Origin of the sequence: Ruegeria sp. HKCCD7303 (genome assembly GCF_013111185.1) — a bacterium.
Taxonomy (GTDB): Bacteria; Pseudomonadota; Alphaproteobacteria; order Rhodobacterales; family Rhodobacteraceae; genus Ruegeria.
This window is the reverse complement of record NZ_WVRE01000002.1, coordinates 811,687-826,884: the sequence shown is the minus strand read 5'-3', so window position 1 is coordinate 826,884 and position 15,198 is coordinate 811,687. Positions and strand designations below refer to the sequence as shown.

The 15,198-nt window shown below is 58.1% G+C and carries 12 protein-coding genes and 1 pseudogene; 10 read left to right on the top strand and 3 right to left on the bottom strand.

Features of this window, described 5'->3' with window-relative positions:
• Positions 1-172 precede the first annotated feature (172 nt).
• The gene (locus GS630_RS08655) at positions 173-1,102 is read left to right on the top strand and encodes a glycine--tRNA ligase subunit alpha (RefSeq protein ID WP_171619312.1); all 930 of its coding nucleotides are present in this window, start codon (positions 173-175) and stop codon (positions 1,100-1,102) included.
• A gap of 8 nt (positions 1,103-1,110) precedes the next feature.
• On the opposite strand, the gene GS630_RS08650 is transcribed toward GS630_RS08655, so the two are convergent.
• Entirely contained in the window at positions 1,111-1,743 is a 633-nt protein-coding gene (locus GS630_RS08650) for a MarC family protein (protein ID WP_171174720.1), read from the bottom strand.
• Between the two features lie 91 nt (positions 1,744-1,834).
• On the opposite strand from GS630_RS08650, the gene GS630_RS08645 reads away from it, so the two are divergent.
• From GS630_RS08645 to glmM, 9 genes and pseudogenes are all read left to right on the top strand, one after another.
• A complete protein-coding gene (locus tag GS630_RS08645) occupies positions 1,835-2,359 on the top strand; it encodes a DUF6446 family protein (protein ID WP_171234038.1) in 525 nt (174 codons plus the stop codon).
• Positions 2,360-2,385: 26 nt separating this feature from the next.
• A pseudogene (locus tag GS630_RS22375) lies at positions 2,386-2,526 on the top strand (sodium/glutamate symporter); the annotation flags it as partial.
• A 9-nt stretch (positions 2,527-2,535) separates the two neighbouring features.
• Positions 2,536-4,755, top strand: coding sequence for a glycine--tRNA ligase subunit beta (glyS, locus tag GS630_RS08640; protein WP_171174717.1), 2,220 nt, complete (start codon positions 2,536-2,538; stop codon positions 4,753-4,755).
• A gap of 138 nt (positions 4,756-4,893) precedes the next feature.
• Complete coding sequence (locus GS630_RS08635) at positions 4,894-7,386, top strand: putative PEP-binding protein (protein ID WP_171174715.1); 2,493 nt, start codon at positions 4,894-4,896, stop codon at positions 7,384-7,386.
• A 187-nt stretch (positions 7,387-7,573) separates the two neighbouring features.
• Positions 7,574-8,215 (top strand): cell wall hydrolase, encoded by a 642-nt coding sequence (locus tag GS630_RS08630; protein WP_171174713.1) that lies wholly within the window; start codon positions 7,574-7,576, stop codon positions 8,213-8,215.
• A 73-nt stretch (positions 8,216-8,288) separates the two neighbouring features.
• A complete protein-coding gene (locus GS630_RS08625) occupies positions 8,289-9,662 on the top strand; it encodes a multicopper oxidase family protein (RefSeq protein ID WP_171711978.1) in 1,374 nt (457 codons plus the stop codon).
• Between the two features lie 101 nt (positions 9,663-9,763).
• Positions 9,764-10,684 (top strand): dihydroneopterin aldolase, encoded by a 921-nt coding sequence (locus GS630_RS08620; RefSeq protein ID WP_171174709.1) that lies wholly within the window; start codon positions 9,764-9,766, stop codon positions 10,682-10,684.
• Positions 10,681-11,679 (top strand): dihydropteroate synthase, encoded by a 999-nt coding sequence (gene folP / locus GS630_RS08615; protein ID WP_171174707.1) that lies wholly within the window; start codon positions 10,681-10,683, stop codon positions 11,677-11,679. Before GS630_RS08620 ends, folP begins: the two co-directional genes overlap by 4 nt.
• A 33-nt stretch (positions 11,680-11,712) precedes the next feature.
• Positions 11,713-13,056: a phosphoglucosamine mutase gene (gene glmM, locus GS630_RS08610; protein WP_171174706.1), complete on the top strand. Its 1,344-nt coding sequence runs from the start codon at positions 11,713-11,715 to the stop codon at positions 13,054-13,056.
• Here the strand turns inward: glmM and GS630_RS08605 are convergent.
• Together GS630_RS08605 and ilvC are read right to left on the bottom strand one after the other, a co-directional pair.
• Positions 13,053-13,955 (bottom strand): DMT family transporter, encoded by a 903-nt coding sequence (locus tag GS630_RS08605; protein ID WP_171174703.1) that lies wholly within the window; start codon positions 13,953-13,955, stop codon positions 13,053-13,055. The two genes, glmM and GS630_RS08605, sit on opposite strands and share 4 nt — an antisense overlap.
• A 133-nt stretch (positions 13,956-14,088) precedes the next feature.
• Complete coding sequence (ilvC, locus tag GS630_RS08600; RefSeq protein ID WP_171174700.1) at positions 14,089-15,111, bottom strand: ketol-acid reductoisomerase; 1,023 nt, start codon at positions 15,109-15,111, stop codon at positions 14,089-14,091.
• Between the last annotated feature and the right edge of the window lie 87 nt (positions 15,112-15,198).

Here is a 15,198-nt window from a genome sequence, read left to right as displayed (position 1 = left end):
CGCAGAATACGCGATTTCAGGTGCCAATTGCCATGCCGCGAATACGGGGAATTTGCGGTGTGGCCGCGCAGATACAACCAAGCACCAAAGCCCCGTTGACGCCCCTTGGCCCCTTGCATAGGAAGGGCCAAACCGACCGGAACCGGGCGCAAGGATGCCCAGAGGGAATGCTATGACCGAACCGAACAGCGCACCGCGTTCATTTCAGGAGATTATCCTGCGGCTTCAGACCTATTGGGCCTCTAAGGGCTGCGCAATTCTGCAGCCCTATGACATGGAGGTCGGGGCAGGGACGTTCCATCCCGCGACCACTCTGCGGGCGCTGGGGTCCAAGGCCTGGGCCGCGGCCTATGTTCAGCCGTCGCGCCGTCCGACCGACGGGCGTTACGGCGAAAACCCCAACCGGTTGCAGCATTATTACCAGTATCAGGTTCTGATCAAACCCAGCCCGCCCGATCTGCAGGAGCTTTACCTGGGTAGCCTCGAGGCCATCGGCATCGACATGGACCTGCATGACATCCGGTTTGTCGAGGATGACTGGGAAAGCCCCACCTTGGGTGCCTGGGGATTGGGTTGGGAAGTCTGGTGTGATGGAATGGAAGTCAGCCAGTTCACCTATTTTCAACAGGTGGGCGGGCATGATTGCGCGCCCGTCTCGGGCGAGCTGACCTATGGTTTGGAACGTCTGGCCATGTATGTGTTGGGCATCGACCACGTAATGGACATGCCGTTCAATGATCCGCAGTCCCCCAGCCCGTTGACATACGGTGACATCTTCAAGCAAACCGAAGAGGAATACGCCCGCTGGAACTTTGACGTGGCCGACACCGAAGTTCTGCTGCGTCATTTCGAAGAGGCCGAGGCCGAATGCGCCGCCATTCTGGCGCAAGAGCATGACGATCCAAAAACCGGAAAGCGCATCATCATGGCGCACCCGGCCTATGATCAATGCATCAAGGCCAGCCATATCTTTAACCTGCTGGACGCGCGGGGCGTGATTTCGGTGACGGAACGACAGGCCTACATCGGCCGTGTACGAGCACTGGCGAAACAATGTGCGGATGCGTTCGTTCAGACCGAGGCGGCTGGGTTCCAAGCCTGATGGGCCAATCAGGCCAGCCCCGGCAACAACGCTTTCAGGCCGTCAGCGATCATACTGATCGCGATGGCCGACAAGATCATGCCCATGAAGCGGCTCATGATCACGCGCGCGTTGCCAGAAAGGCGTTCAGCCAGCCATGCCGCATTCCAGAACGTGATCAGCAAAAGGGCGACGACGCCAAGGAATACACCTGCAAAAACAATTGCTTCAACAGGTTTCTTCACGTGGTGTGCGTACAGGATCAAGGTCGTGATGGTTCCGGGGCCAACAAGAATGGGAAAGGCCAAAGGGTAAAAGGCGACGGTTTCAGCCGCGGGATATTCTTCTTTCTCGTCATCGGTTCCATGGTGCGAACTGCTTTCGTTGCCGTTCAACATGTTCAAACCGATCATCAAGACGACCAGACCACCCGCGACTCTCAAATGGTCAACCGTTATTCCGAACAAGCCCAGCGCCTGACTGCCGATAGCTGCAAACGCCCCGCCAAGGATCAGGCAATAGAGGGACGTCTTAACCGCAACCTTGCGCTGATCGGATGCCGACAGATTCTGCGTCACGCTCAGAAAGACGGGCAGGTTCGTCACTGGGTTCATAATGGCAAAAAGTGCGCCGAAAAATCCAACGGCAAGAGTGGATTCCATAAGGTTCGCCTCGGTTCGTTCTGTTCTGCGGAGAAACGTGGCCTATTTCTGAAACACTTGGAAGTACCTGCATAAGGGGAAGCATCGAAAGATGACTGGAAAAATTCTGGCAATCATCCTGCTCATGTCTGCGGCTGTTGCAGGCACTGGCATGTATTACCTTCAGGTCTACGGGTATTACTATGAAGTTGAGCCCATTCCGGGTGAGGATGTGTTTCTGTCGATCGACGCGGCCCAGCCCCCGGTGGCTATTTCGTATACATCCTTTCAGGCCATCGACGCAGACAGCTCTCCTATCCGGTATCGCGCCTGTTTTGAAACCGATGCTGCGCTGGAAGAGTTGCGGGCCACCTACCTGACAGCGGATGAGGCAAAGCCGCTGACGGCTCCGGGCTGGTTTGACTGTTACGATGCAGTGGCCCTGGCTGATGACTTGAAATCAGGCAAGGCGCAGGCGTTCATTGGTCAGAAAAACGTGCATTACGGTGTGGATCGCATCGTGGCTGTTACCCAAGAAGGCAAAGGCTTTGTTTGGCACGTTTTGAACAATTGTGGCGAAAAGGCCTATGACGGCACCGTCGTCGGAGAAGAGTGTCCTGAGCGTCCTGACAGCTGAATAACCTTGCTGGGCTGGTCCTGAAACCCGCCGCTTTTGCAAATATGACCGGTGTGACACGGCGATATGACCCATCTCCTATTGCCTTTATCGTGCTCCCCCTTGTATCCGCCTTCTTTGTGGATATCGCTAATGCCATCGTCATTCAGACGATCGTCAATTTCTAAGGACCGACAATGCCTGACCTGCTGATCGAACTGTTTTCCGAGGAGATCCCCGCGCGCATGCAGACCCGCGCCGGTGAGGACCTGAAAAAGCGGATCACCGATGGTTTGGTTGAGGGTGGTTTGACCTATGCTGGGGCCGCTGCCTTGACCACGCCGCGTCGCCTGACGCTGGCGGTCGAAGGCCTGCTGGCGGAAAGCCCAACGATCCGCGAGGAACGCAAAGGCCCTAAAGTTGGCGCGCCGGACAAAGCTATCGAAGGGTTCCTGCGTGGCGCTGGCCTGACCCGCGATCAGTTGGAAGAGCGCGACACGCCCAAAGGTGCAGTTTACTTTGCGACCATCGAAAAGGCGGGTCGCCCGGCGGCTGACATTGTGGCTGAGGTGCTGGAAACCACCATCCGCAACTTCCCCTGGCCCAAATCCATGCGGTGGGGCAATGGCCCTTTGCGTTGGGTCCGTCCGTTACATTCGATCCTGTGCATCCTGAATGATGAGGCAGGCGCGCAGGTCGTGCCGCTTGAGGTTGAGGGCATCACATCTGGGGACACAACCGCAGGCCACCGCTTCATGGCGCCGAACCGGTTTTCGGTATCATCGTTTGACGATTACGCCGCCCAATTGAAACGCGCCTTTGTCCTGCTGTCGCCCGACGAACGGGCCGAGCATATCTGGAACGACGCCCAGAACATGGCTTTTGCCGCCGGACTGGAGGTGGTCGAAGACAGGGGCCTGCTGGCAGAGGTCGCCGGGCTGGTTGAATGGCCGGTGGTGCTGATGGGGCAGATCGACGACGAATTCCTCGACCTGCCGCCTGAGGTGCTGCAAACCTCGATGAAGGAACACCAGAAGTTCTTTTCCGTGAAGAACCCTAAAACGGGTCGGATCGAACGGTTCATCACGGTTGCAAACCGCGAAACCGCCGACAATGGCGCGACCATTCTGGCAGGGAACCAGAAGGTGCTGTCGGCCCGTTTGGCGGATGCGAAATTCTTCTGGGAGAACGACCTGCGTGTCGCCAAATCGGACATCGCCCAATGGACCCGTGCGCTTGAGAATGTAACCTTCCACAACAAGCTGGGCACACAGGCCGAACGGATCGACCGTATCGCCGCGCTAGCCCGCGAACTGGCCCCGGTGACCGGTGCGGATACCGATCAGGCCGAGAAAGCCGCGCGTCTGGCCAAGGCCGATCTGAGTTCTGAGATGGTCTATGAATTCCCTGAGCTTCAGGGGCTTATGGGACGCTATTACATCGAAGCCGCAGGCGAAGACGCCGCCGTGGCCGCCGTGGCGCAGGAACACTACTCGCCGCTGGGTCCATCGGACGACGTACCGACTGCACCGCCGTCGGTGACCGTGGCGCTGGCCGACAAGCTGGACACGTTGACTGGGTTCTGGGCGATAGATGAGAAGCCGACCGGCTCGAAAGACCCGTTTGCGCTGCGCCGTGCGGCGTTGGGGATTATTCGGTTGGTGCTGGATAACAATTTGCGACTTCACTTGGACAGATACTTTGACAGTCAATTGGTGCGGGCGGAAAGCGCCTCAAACAATGCATTGAGGTCTGAAAGCATCAATGATCTGTTGGACGAAATTGCAGAGCATGGCGTATTTGGCGCGGCTTTCCAGACGTTTAAAGAGAAACTGGGAGAGCTGCCCAATAGCGATTTCCTGAGCCTGGAAAAGAAAATACCTGACACGTCAGACGACCTCCTCTCCTTCTTCCACGATCGCCTCAAAGTCTTCCTCCGCGACGAGGGCATCCGTCACGACATCATCGACGCCTGTATCGCGATGGATGGCAATGACGACCTCAACCTGTTGGTCAAACGCGCCCGTGCTCTGAACGCGGTGATCGCGACCGAGGACGGCGAAAACCTCGTGCAGGGCTTTAAGCGCGCCAACAACATTCTGACGCAGGCCGAAGAGAAGGACGGGGTCGAATACTCCTATGGTGCGGATGTGAAATTTGCCGAGACAGACAGCGAAAAGGCGCTGTTCGCGGCGTTGGATCAGGCGCAGGCGCAGATCGAACCGGCGTTGAAGGCCGAGGATTTCCCGACCGCAATGGCCGCCATGGCTGCGCTGCGCGGACCGGTAGATGCATTTTTTGAGGATGTACAAGTCAACACCGACAATGACATTGTCCGGCGTAACCGTCTGAACCTACTTAGCCAGATCCGGCAGGTCTGTTCCAGCGTGGCTGATCTGACCCGGATTGAGGGCTAAATAACTGGGCGCGCTGCAAATGCGCGCCCACAACACCCTTGCGCGAAAGGCGCAACCGCTTATGCTGCACGCAAACCAAAAGGTGCTGCAGTGCAGAATAATCCGCATACTACGCTCATAACGTCCGACGCTCCTGTCATGGCGAACACTCATGGCGGGCGGGCCAAGTGTTTGCAACGGCTGGTCCGCCTCGACCTACCGGTGCCGCGCACGGTTGCCCTGTCTTTTGAGTCCGTACATCAAATCGCCGAAGGCGAAATTCCGGATCTGGCCGCGATCCTGGAACAGTTTGACCCGACGACGTTGCTATGCGTTCGGCCCAGTTCCGAAGACCCGGATTGGGGCGGGCCCGGTGCGGTTCTAAACATCGGAATGAACGATGCGTGCTATGTGGACCTTTCCGAAACCATGGGGGCCGAGGCTGCAGCGGCGCTGTATCTGAGATTTGTGCAAAGCTATGCAATCCACGTGGCGCGTCTGGACCCCGATCTGTTCGATGACATCGAATTGGACGGGAGTGAAGGTCTGAGCCAGTCGTTGCGGGCCTATGAAGACGAAACCGATGAAGCCTTTCCACAGGATCGCGGAGAGCAATTGATCGGTGTTCTGCGGTCGATGGCGCGCGCATGGGATGGAACCTCGGCGCGCTTGTTGCGGCAGGCCAAAGGGGCTCCGGCGGATGCCGGGCTTGGGCTGGTCATTCAAGAGATGATCCCCGGTGTAGGGCAAGGGGAATGTGGTTCCGGTGTCTTGCAACTGGTCGATTCCACAACCGGGATGCCGCAGATCACCGGACGCTACCTGAGCCAGAGTCAGGGTCGGGATGCTCTGGGCGAAGACGTTGCCGCGCTGTTCTTGGAGAAAGACCCGCGCGGACCATCGCTTGAGGAAGTGGCGCCAAAGGCTTTTGCAGAACTCAAGGAACAAGCCGCTTTGATGCGCGAAAAGCTGCGCGAAGAGATGCAGGTTGAGTTCGTCATTCAAAATGGTGACGTACACATTCTGGACGGCGTGAGGGTGCAGCGCAGCGCCCGTGCGGCCATGCGGATCGCAGTGCGACTGGCCGAGGATGGCATAATTCCGCAGCAAGAGGCGGTCATGCGTGTGGACCCTCATGCGCTGAACGAATTACTGCACCGTCAGGTGCACCCTGACGCCAAGCGCGACGTGCTGACGACGGCCATCGGGGCCAGTCCCGGTGCGTCGACCGGCAAGATCGTGTTCACCTCGGCTGAGGCGCAGGCCAGTGCCGCGCGTGGTGAAGCCTGTGTTCTGGTGCGCCGCGAGACCTCGCCCGAGGATGTACGCGGGATGCATGCGGCCGTGGCTGTGTTGACGGAAAAAGGCGGGATGACCAGCCACGCGGCAGTGATCGGGCGCGGCCTTGGTTTGCCCTGTATCGTCGGCGCGTCCGACATGCGGTTTCAAACAAAGAAAAAGATGCTGACCGCTCAGGATGGGCGTGTCTTCAAGACCGGCGATGTTCTGACCATCGATGGCAGCTCGGGCCAGGTTCTGGCAGGGCAGCCTGCGATGCTCGAGGCGGCGCTGGACGATTGTTTTCAGACGCTTATGGCCTGGGCCGATGCAGAGCGTGACATTGATATTCGCGCCAATGCTGACACGCCTGCGGATGCGCAAACAGCCCGGAATTTCGAGGCACAGGGGATCGGCCTGTGCAGGACCGAGCATATGTTCTTTGATCCTGGTCGTCTGATCGTGATGCGCGAAATGATTTTTGCACAAACCTCGTCCGGTCGGGCGGCAGTGCTGGAACGCCTGCTGCCAATGCAACGCGAAGATTTCGTGCAACTTTTCCGGATCATGGAAGGTAAGCCTGTCTGCATTCGACTGTTCGACCCTCCGTTGCACGAGTTTTTGCCCACCACCCGCAGCGGGCAAAGGGAACTGGCCGAAGCGCTTGACTTACCAGTCTCGGATGTTGAGCGGCGGGTTGCGGCCATGAGCGAGTACAACCCGATGCTGGGCCTGCGTGGCGTCCGACTGGGTGTGACCGTTCCCGAAATCTATGACATGCAGGCGCGCGCAATATTTGAAGCCACGCTGGAGGCCCGCCAGAACGGTGCCGCGGTCGTGCCCGAGGTGATGATCCCACTGGTTTCGGCAAAGCGCGAGGTTGAGTTGGTCAAATCCCGCATCGACTCGGTCGCGGCGGCTGTTGCGTCGGAACAGGGGCAGGAGTTCGACTATCGGCTGGGCGTAATGGTCGAAACCCCACGCGCCTGTTTGCGCGCGGAAGAGATCGCCCCACAAACGGCATTTATGAGTTTTGGTACAAACGACCTGACGCAGATGACCTATGGCCTGTCGCGGGACGATGCCGGTCGATTCATGTCGGCCTATGTGCAACAGGGTGTCTTTGGTGAAGACCCGTTTCATGTCCTTGACCCCGATGGGGTGGGGGAATTGTTGAAACTGGGGGCGGAAAGAGGGCGCGCTGCAAAACCTGACGTGACCCTGTCTGTGTGCGGCGAACATGGCGGAAACCCCGAATCAATCGCCATTTGCCGGGATTTGGGGTTTGACTACGTGTCGTGCTCTCCGTTCCGGGTTCCGGTGGCTCGGCTGGCTGCCGCTCAACTGGCGATTTCGTCCAGACTTGGGGGTTGACAGGACCAGGTATCCCAAGGATTAGTGGGGTACATGGTCACTCGTGGGCGAAGTAATTCTTCGCGACGGGCGATTTTCCACTTGCTTTTTTCAAAAGGCTGGACCTTTGCGTCTGGTTGCGTTAGATGCCTCGTCGCGCCCGCCGGGGGAGGGTATGGCGCGTGAAGTGCCTGTGCGAGGTTATCTGATGCTACGTTATATACTGGCTGCTGCCACATTGGCGGCAACCGTGCTGCCAAGTGCGTCCTTCGCCGAGAGGGAAGCAACCGAAACCGCAAAGCAAGAGCTTGTGGCCCGTAACGAATTGCCTGGCCAACGGTTTCGCGATTATTTCCAGCTGTTCCAGCCGCGTAAAGCCGCTGAGCCTGTTGAAGTGACCTATTCCAAGGATTGGCTTGATCAGCAACCTAAAGCAGCTGGTGACGACAACTGGAAGTGCCTTTCCGAGGCGTTGTATTTTGAAGCGCGTGGTGAAAGCGTCCGCGGTCAGTTCGCTGTGGCTGAAGTGATCCTGAACCGTGTCAAAAGCGGTCGTTTCCCGGATTCGTTGTGCGGTGTCATCCGCCAAGGCACAGGGAAAAAATACCAGTGCCAATTCACATACACGTGCGATGGCCGCAAAGAGGTCATCCACGAACAGAAAGCCTATGAGCGCGTGTCGAAAGTGGCCCGTGCGGCGATTGATGGCGTCGCAAAAGAACTGACCGAAGGGGCAACCCATTACCACACCACTGCAGTTCGTCCATCGTGGTCACGTGTCTACAAACAGACCGCGCGGATTGGTGTGCATATCTTCTATCGCCACAACTACCGGACAGCGAGCAACTGATTGACGCACCCGCGCTGGAAGCTTGGTGGCGCGATGCAAGTTGCAGTCTATATTACGGGCCAGGAGGCCCGTAATGCTATTTACTCGAAGGCACATACTTAAAACTGCGGCGGCAGCGTCTCTGTTGCCGTTTGCGGCCCGGGCCGGATATCCGATGCTCGAGGCGCGCGAGGCGCAGCAGCGCGTTGCGCCCGACGGGTTTCCTGACACCACAGTTTGGAGCTTCGATGGCACTGTTCCGGGAACCACCATAAGGGTCGGGCAGGGCGCGCGCGTTCAGCGCCAACTGTTGAACGCGCTACCTCAGCCGACTTCGGTCCATTGGCACGGAATCCGAATAGACAATTCGATGGATGGTGTGCCGGGCCTAACGCAGGATGTGGTCGAAACGGGCCGTTCATTTGATTACGACTTTGTCGTTCCTGATGCGGGTACGTATTGGTATCACGCGCACAACAGGTCAATGGAGCAGGTTGCACGGGGCCTTTACGGGCCGCTGATCGTCGAGGAGGCACAAACGCCAGATGTCGATCAGGACCTGATACTGATGCTGGATGATTGGCGGTTAGACCCGGAAACGGCTCAGATAACAGACGATTTCGGCAACGGCCATGACCTGAGCCACGCAGGTCGGCTTGGCAATATCGTCACCGTAAACGGGTCGTTTGATCCAGCGTTTTCTGTGCAAAGACATCAACGGCTTCGATTGCGCTTGATCAATGCCTCTAACGCCAGGATCTATGATCTGGATATTGATGGTCTGTCCGGGTGGATCGTTGCTTTGGACGGAATGCCGCTGGAAACTCCGTTGGAACTGTCAGGATCGTTTCCACTGGCGCCTGCACAGCGTGCGGATCTGATTGTCGACGTTGTCACCGAAGGTGATACAGCAAGTCTCGTTAGTGTAGAAAGGGACGGTGCCTTTGGTCTGGCGCGTTTCGACGTTACAGGCGATGCTGCAAAGGCGCAAAGGCAGAGCGTGTCAGCATTGCCGCCTAATCCTTTGCCGGAAATCAATAATATTGAAGACGCGCCTTTGCACAGAATGGTTTTGCAAGGCGGCGCGATGCGATGGTTGGAAAGCGCCAGACTTGGTGAAACTGAATTGTCGGGGCAAGAGTTGGCGCAGCTTGGCCGGTTCTGGGCGCTAAATGGCCGTGCTGAACGCCCTGAGGATCCGTTTCTGGATGCAGAAATCGGCAGTCTACACCGTGTTGAATTCGTAAATGAAACGGCATTTCCGCACGCGATGCATTTGCATGGTCATCACTTCAGGCTGATTCTGGGTGATGGGTCGCTTGGCCCCTGGAGGGATACTGTTTTGGTTGGACGAGGGCAGACTCGTCAGATCGCTTTGGTCGCGGACAATCCGGGGGGCTGGCTGTTGCATTGCCATATGCTAGGACACGCCGCATCCGGTATGATGAGCTGGTTTCGGGTAACCTGACGCCGCAATCGGCGGTTGGAATGGCGTTTGTATAAGTGCTATAGGCCCCCGCAACGCCTATAGTAGGCATACTTTGCAACGAGCCCAAAAAGGCCTGACCTATGAGTTCTGAAATCCGCCTGGCATTCGCACACCCGTCCGAGAGATCCGAGGCAACCTCACCCCGGGGGCCGCTGGATCGGATTTCGCTGCGCGACCACATCGTCGAAGTTGAGATCGGTGCTTTTCAGGCTGAGCGAGGAACCACCCAAAGGATTTGTTTTAATATCGTGGTCGAGGTGCGCCCGCTGGCCGCCGATATTGACGACGACGTGGACCGCATCCTGTCCTATGATCGCGTCACCGAAGCAATTGCATTTGAGTTGGCCGCAGAAAGATTGAACCTGCTTGAGACGCTGGCCGAGCGTGTGGCCGAACGCATCTTGCTCGAACACCAAGCCGTAAGGGTTTTTGTTCGCATCGAAAAGCTGGATCGTGGTCCGGGGGCGTTGGGGGTCGAAATCGTGCGCGGAAAGGACTCGGTTCATCACGACGTGGTCGAGGAAGAACGCCCGCATCCGCGCCTTGTGTACCTGTCGAACGAAGCCATTTCTTCGGACAACCTGACCGGTTGGATTGACCAGTTGGAAAACCGTCAGCGTCCATTGATCCTGTGCGTTGGGGCGTCGGATTTGGCTGCGCCCCAAACTGGCCACGCGATGACGCAGCGCCGTATTGATTTGCTGGCCATTGAGCAGAATGCTTGGGTTCTGGCGGCACGAGATCACCGTTGTGTTGTGGTTTCGACCCGGACGGAACTGGATTGGGCGATGAAGAACGGCCAGATTTGCGTCTGGGCCCCGTCCAAGATCGTTTTGGACGCTGTGGATGGCCCGTCTGCCGCACCATCGGATGCAGTGGCCCTTGCGGCTTGGTTCGCTGCGACCTTTGAAGCGAGCGAGATGATGGTGATCGGCGGCGCATTGCCGACAGAGCCCAAAACGCCTTTGCGCGCCGTTGCCGTGGATCAGGCCCAGCTGTGAGCATCTACTACAGGCCACTGGTTCAAAATGGCCCGGCCCGCCCTGCAGGTGCCGTTCCGCTGGCAGGGCAATCGCTCTGGTTTACCCATGTTGAAGCTCTGCGGCGCGGGGGGGACCGTGAGATTGTTGCGGTATCAGAGGTTCCTTCAGACCATCTGGACCGTTTGACCCAGGCGCGGGCAGACATTGCAGGTCTGGACATGCAGGTGCCGCATATCATGGGCATTCTGAATGCCACGCCAGACAGTTTTTCGGATGGCGGCGTCCACAGCTCGGCGGAAGCCGCCCGTATGGCCGCCGCTGGAATGGTTACGCAAGGGGCGACCATTCTGGATATCGGTGGGGAATCCACGCGCCCAGGTGCAGATTTTGTTCCGGCCGAACAAGAGATTGCCCGCACCCGCCCTGTGATCGAAGCGATACGGTCAGAAACGGACGCTCTGATCTCAATCGATACGCGCAAGGCCAGTGTGGCCAAAGCTGCCTGCGATGCCGGGGCCGGGCTGGTGAACGATGTCTCAGGCTTTACCTTTGACGCTGATCTGGCACCGTTTTGTGCGGCGCAGGGCGCACCTGTTTGTGTCATGCATATGCAGGGCGACCCGGCCACGATGCAGGACAATCCGCACTACGACAATGTATTGCTGGATGTGTATGACTTTCTGGAGAACCAGATTGCTGTGCTGGAGGGCCTTGGCCTCAGCCGCGATCTGATCATTGTTGATCCAGGGATTGGCTTCGGCAAGACCGAAGACCACAATCTGACCTTGCTGCGCAATCTCAGCCTGTTTCACGGTTTGGGCTGCCCGATCCTGCTGGGCGTGTCACGCAAAGGTTTCATTGGTTCGATCGGGCAGGAGCCGCGCAAGACAGCGCGTACACCGGGATCAATTGCGGTGGCTTTGGCAGGATTGTCTCAGGGCGTGCAAATCATTCGCGTGCACGACGTGGCCGAGACCTCTCAGGCCTTGCGCCTGTGGGCTGCTGTCCGGTAATCCGGTCTCACGACAAATCACGGAGTGACACGTATGCGCAAGCTGTTCGGAACTGACGGGGTGCGGGGCACCGCCAACACGCATCCGATGACGGCGGAAATGGCCTTGCGCATCGGGGCTGCGGTTGGGCGTTACTTTCGCCGCGACGCGACAGGTGTGCACCGGGTTGTCATCGGTAAAGATACACGTCTGTCCGGTTACATGCTGGAAAACGCGCTGACGGCGGGTCTGACCTCGACGGGTATGAACGTGCTGCTTCTGGGGCCCGTACCAACGCCTGCTGTTGGGCTCATGACGCGGTCCATGCGCGCTGATCTTGGGGTTATGATCTCGGCCAGTCACAACCCGGCTGAAGACAATGGCATCAAGTTTTTTGGACCCGACGGCTATAAGCTGTCCGATCAGGCAGAGATCGAGATCGAAAAACTGATCGACGAAGGCGTCCGGCCCGCGCAGGCGCAGAATATCGGCCGGGCGCGTCGTGTCGATGATGCGCGGTTTCGTTATGGCGAGCGTGTGAAATCGTCCTTGCCCCGTGACGTGAGTTTGGATGGTCTGAAAGTGGTCATCGATTGCGCAAACGGTGCGGCCCACCGCACTGCGCCCGAGGTCCTGTGGGAGCTCGGTGCTGATGTCATTCCAGTTGGTGTTGCGCCCAACGGCAAGAACATCAACCTCAATTGCGGATCGACAAAGCCGCAACTGGCCGCAGAAACGGTTGTGGCCCATGGGGCAGATGTCGGCATCTGTCTGGATGGCGATGCAGACCGGGTTGTTGTGGTTGATGAAACTGGTCAAGTGGCCGATGGCGATCAGCTAATGGCATTGCTGGCGACGGCATGGAAGAAATCGGACCAGCTGAAGGGCGATGCCCTGGTGGCGACGGTGATGTCCAATCTGGGCCTCGAACGCCACTTGACAGGGCAGGGGCTGCGTCTGGAGCGCACGGCCGTTGGCGACCGCTATGTGGTTGAGCGGATGCGGGAAGGCGGGTTCAACCTTGGCGGTGAACAATCCGGCCATATCGTGATGAGCGATTATGCCACCACCGGTGACGGACTTATGGCCGGTCTGCATTTTCTGGCGGAAATGGTTCTATCGGGGCGTAAGGCGTCGGATCTGTCGAAACAGTTCGAAACGGTGCCGCAGTTGCTGAAAAACGTGCGCTATGCAAGCGGTCAAACCCCGCTGGAGGTTCAGAGCGTCCAGGCTGCTATTGCCGATGCCGAAGCGCGTTTGAACGGGCAGGGCCGGTTGCTGATCCGCAAATCCGGGACCGAGCCTCTGATCCGGGTCATGGCCGAGTGCGAAGACGACAGGCTGCTGACACAAGTTGTCGATAGCATCGTGGCCGAGGTCGAAGCTGCTACGGGTTAACGTCCGAGCAAAACCTTGCGCAGGCTGAACCATTGGCTGATCGCCATGCCGGTCAGGATCAGACCCAAGGCAATGTAAAAGCGCAGGGGCAGGGCCTCGGACAGGATCCATGCGCCGAACACCATCGACCAGATCGGCACTTGATAGTTCACCAATGTTAGGAAGACCGATCCGGCGCTGCGGGTGATCGACACGCGCAAGAGGGTGGCAAAAGCGGTTGGGACCAATCCCAACACAATCAAAGCGATCGTCGGGCGTGGCCCTTGCCACGTTGGCAGACCTTCGGTGACCAGCATTATGGGCAGAAGAAGCATAGCTCCTACAACCAGCGTCAGGGCAGCCAAAACCAAAGGGTCGACAGGTGGACAGCGTCGGGTCAGCACAGATGAGCTTGCGTAACACAGGGCTGCCGTGATGCAGGCCAGCTGCGCGAGGGGCTCTGCCCCTTGGCCCAATTGTGCAAGGCCGGGGCCGATCAGCACCAATGCGCCTGAAAACCCAAGGCACACCCCCAGAAAACGGCGCAGATTCAGGGGTTCATCCGAGAAGAAGTGGGCCAGCGGCAGCACCATCAGCGGAACAGCTGCCATAGACAGCCCTGCAAAGGCGGATGGTACAAACTGCTGCCCCCAACTCAGCAGCATGAAAGGCACGGCCGTGGACAGGACACCGATAAGCACAATCGAAGTGCTAAGAGCGGGTGTCAGAACCGGCAGTTTGCGACCGGTCACCCACATCAAAAGCAGCAGGGTCACAGCGCCCAGAGTTGTCCGAGAGGTCGCGACCGTGATCGGGCCGTAGCCTTCAAGCGCCATGGCCACGACCATGAAGGTCGCGCCCCAGATCAGGCCCAGCGTGAAGACACCGCTCCAATCCTGTTTTGTTGGCTGTTGCACCATCGGTTTTCCTGTCGGGGCTGCGTGAAACTGAAAAAAGGTTAATCTGACCGGGTGTTTATGTGCTGCGCCGCTTTTTTGTGCAAACGAAAAAGGGCGACCACCGGGGCCGCCCTTGTGCTGACAGAGGTCAGGCTTAGTTCTTTTCTTTGTCGACCATTTTGCCGGCCGAAATCCACGGCATCATGCCGCGCAGCTTGGCACCGGTTTCTTCGATTTGATGCTCGTCATTCGCGCGGCGCGACGCTTTGATGGTCGGCTGGCCAACAGCGTTTTCCAGCATGAAGTCGCGAACGAATTTACCCTGCTGGATGTCGTTCAAAACCTCTTTCATACGCGCTTTGGTTTCGTCGTATTTCAGGATGCGCGGGCCGGTGACGTACTGACCGTATTCGGCTGTGTTCGAGATCGAGTAATCCATGTTGGCGATGCCGCCTTCGTAGATCAGGTCAACGATCAGCTTCACTTCGTGCAGACACTCGAAATAGGCCATTTCTGGCGCGTAACCGGCCTCGACCAGCGTTTCAAAGCCGCAGCGGATCAGTTCGACCAGACCGCCGCACAGAACGGCTTGTTCACCGAACAGGTCGGTTTCGCATTCTTCGCGGAAGTTGGTTTCGATGATGCCCGAGCGACCGCCACCAATGGCCGAGCAGTAGGACAGGCCGATTTCCAGCGCTTTGCCTGTCGCGTCATTGTCAACGGCGACCAGGCAGGGCACGCCGCCGCCTTTGGTGTATTCGCCACGTACGGTGTGGCCGGGGCCTTTGGGGGCCATCATGATGACGTCGACGCCTTCTTTCGGCTCGATCAGGCCGAAGTGGACGTTCAGGCCGTGAGCGAACGCGATCGCAGCACCCGGCTTGATGTTGTCGTGGACGTATTTCTTGTAGGTTTCAGCCTGCAACTCGTCGGGCATGGTGAACATGATGACGTCGCACCAGGCCGCCGCTTCGGCGATGCCCATGACTTCCAGACCTTCCGCTTCGGCTTTCTTGGCCGAAGGCGAACCTTCGCGCAGGGCGATGACCAGATTCTTGGCACCCGAGTCACGCAGGTTCAGCGCGTGGGCGTGACCCTGCGAGCCATAGCCCAGGATGGCCACTTTTTTGTCTTTGATCAGGTTGATATCGCAATCGCGATCGTAATAGACGCGCATTTCGCCGGTCCTTTCTGGTTAGATTGCGGCGGTTTTACATGCCTGATCGCGTATTGGCGATAGTGTTGAGCTTGAGTTTTTGTGAAA

Coding starts and splice junctions, on each gene's coding strand:
- GS630_RS08630 (WP_171174713.1), top strand. CDS start 7,574: ATGCTACGTTATATACTGGCTGCTGCCACATTGGCGGCAACCGTGCTG.
- GS630_RS08620 (WP_171174709.1), top strand. CDS start 9,764: ATGAGTTCTGAAATCCGCCTGGCATTCGCACACCCGTCCGAGAGATCC.
- GS630_RS08635 (WP_171174715.1), top strand. CDS start 4,894: ATGGCGAACACTCATGGCGGGCGGGCCAAGTGTTTGCAACGGCTGGTC.
- glmM (WP_171174706.1), top strand. CDS start 11,713: ATGCGCAAGCTGTTCGGAACTGACGGGGTGCGGGGCACCGCCAACACG.
- GS630_RS08645 (WP_171234038.1), top strand. CDS start 1,835: ATGACTGGAAAAATTCTGGCAATCATCCTGCTCATGTCTGCGGCTGTT.
- ilvC (WP_171174700.1), bottom strand. CDS start 15,111: ATGCGCGTCTATTACGATCGCGATTGCGATATCAACCTGATCAAAGAC.
- GS630_RS08650 (WP_171174720.1), bottom strand. CDS start 1,743: ATGGAATCCACTCTTGCCGTTGGATTTTTCGGCGCACTTTTTGCCATT.
- glyS (WP_171174717.1), top strand. CDS start 2,536: ATGCCTGACCTGCTGATCGAACTGTTTTCCGAGGAGATCCCCGCGCGC.
- GS630_RS08625 (WP_171711978.1), top strand. CDS start 8,289: ATGCTATTTACTCGAAGGCACATACTTAAAACTGCGGCGGCAGCGTCT.
- GS630_RS08605 (WP_171174703.1), bottom strand. CDS start 13,955: ATGGTGCAACAGCCAACAAAACAGGATTGGAGCGGTGTCTTCACGCTG.
- GS630_RS08655 (WP_171619312.1), top strand. CDS start 173: ATGACCGAACCGAACAGCGCACCGCGTTCATTTCAGGAGATTATCCTG.